The following is a 1,851-nucleotide window of genomic DNA, read 5'->3' on the forward strand; positions in this document are numbered from 1 at the left end:
GTCTTGGTCAGTCCGCAGGCTCTGGCAAGCGTGATGATGCTTGCCTTCTCATAGTTCATCCTGACAAATACCCCGAATGCCCTGTCAATGATTTCTTCCCGGTTGGTTATCATGCTGATGCGTAGGTTTATGTTTTTTGGTCAGCGAAGATAAGGAAATATTGTGTTTATGGCAAGCATTTGGCGCAAAACGATTAGATGAAGTGCAGCCAATGACCTCAATTTTCTCATAGACGGGCAACTTACGATGTTCTGAATTATATCGGACTCACGTTAGTCAATTGAAAAATAGGTTATTGCTATAACTAAAAAGATGACAACAACAATACTCCCCAATGCTATAAAGAGATAGTTGGGATAATGAAACTCAAGGTCCATATAAGGTATATGTTTTCGTTTTACATATTTACTCCATAGCCAAATAATATATTTGCCTATACTTTCCAGTCCTACAATATCAATCATTATTATCGTTTTTTGAAAATTCATTCCATATACTGCTTACATAGTCCATATCGTTCCGAAATTTTTGATTTTCCTTATTACAAAGGCTTCGAGTTTCATCATCTTATCTGCCATCAATCATTCCTGTTTCAGGAAATCAAGGTCGAAAAAGTAGTCCTTTTTATTTCGGGGATTGACATAAATGATTCCGCTTTTATGCAAGGCAAGAAAAACGCCCAAACTGCACTTGTCCATCAGTATGGGTTCGCTGAAAAACTGCGTCCGTTTACCCTTGTAATCCAAGGTTGCTTTTACGATGCAATAGCAGCGTTCATAAGAAAACGGTTCATACATCCGGTCTGGATTCATAAGTGCTTCGCTGGCATTCGTACTCTGGCTGCGCCATGATTGGTAGGGCAAATCCGGTTCATCCAGTGAAGCAGGCGCATGTAAACGTGTTTTTAACGAATAAGCAGGAATGTCCATCCGGGTATAATGGACGGTTCGTTTGTTTTCGGAAATTTTGCAACTGTTCAAATCCACTTCCAACGCAACGCCTTTGGAACGGAGCCATTCCTTGTGTTTCTTTTTGTTGTCTTCTTCCCGCCTTTGGCTTCTCCGCATATTCCAGTACATAATGGCAAACGGAATCACCGCAAGGCTTCCGGTTACCAACATATAGCCGTATTTCCCCATATCCAAGAATATATAGGTTTGAATTATCAACAGAAACTCTATGGCTATTCCGATGTAGGAAAGGCATCCTAAAATATTGCTTTTAATGTTCATGGCCGTATCTTATTGCTAATGGTAAATAACCTGCCCGGTATTCAGCACACCGTCAGGCACATATCTAATCCCACTGCCCCAAAGATACGAAAAGAATCGGAAGGGCAAACCGGGTGGTCGGATGTTTTTTCAAAAGAAGCGGGCGGACACTTCACGCCACCCCATAGCCACTTGCCTCCCGTCCGCCGATTTCCCATTGCCCGGCAAGGCAGCCCGTTTACTTTCGTGCCGCAATCAATTTATTGTTTCACGATTTAATTCATTTGTATATGGACAACCTCAAGGACATGAAAGACGAAGTGCTGGTAATGACCAACGCTTCCGACGGCAACAAGCCCCATGTGGTAGAGCGCATCGAACAGGACGGCTCATTGAAGACCCAGCCGCTGGCAAAGGCCAAGCCCGACGGCGATTTCCTGAAAATCGGCCGCAGCGAATCCATCCTCGAAGCCTTCTTCTCCAATTTCAAACGGCAGTTTGACAACCCGTCCGACTTCCGTTTCTACCACATCCCGGCGGAACTGCTTGCTGCCGCCAAGGATATGGCGGACTTGTTCCGCAAGCCGGAAGAGAACGCGGCCATGATTGACGGGTACAGGTTAGACCCGGAACAGCACGT

Annotated in this window: 1 protein-coding gene and 2 pseudogenes; 1 reads left to right on the top strand and 2 read right to left on the bottom strand. The window is 44.5% G+C overall.

The features are described 5' to 3' along the window. Both M3090_RS15175 and M3090_RS15180 read right to left on the bottom strand, forming a co-directional pair. Positions 1 to 113, bottom strand: a pseudogene (locus M3090_RS15175) (TetR/AcrR family transcriptional regulator); the annotation flags it as partial. Between the two features lie 468 nt (positions 114 to 581). Then, on the bottom strand, positions 582 to 1,232 hold the full coding sequence (locus M3090_RS15180; RefSeq protein ID WP_204397427.1) for a hypothetical protein: 651 nt from the start codon (positions 1,230 to 1,232) through the stop codon (positions 582 to 584). A gap of 269 nt (positions 1,233 to 1,501) precedes the next feature. On the opposite strand from M3090_RS15180, the pseudogene M3090_RS15185 reads away from it, so the two are divergent. Then, positions 1,502 to 1,851 (top strand): annotated as a pseudogene (locus M3090_RS15185) (hypothetical protein); the annotation flags it as partial.

The organism is Bacteroides sp. ET71, from assembly GCF_023336905.1.
GTDB lineage: Bacteria > Bacteroidota > Bacteroidia > Bacteroidales > Bacteroidaceae > Bacteroides.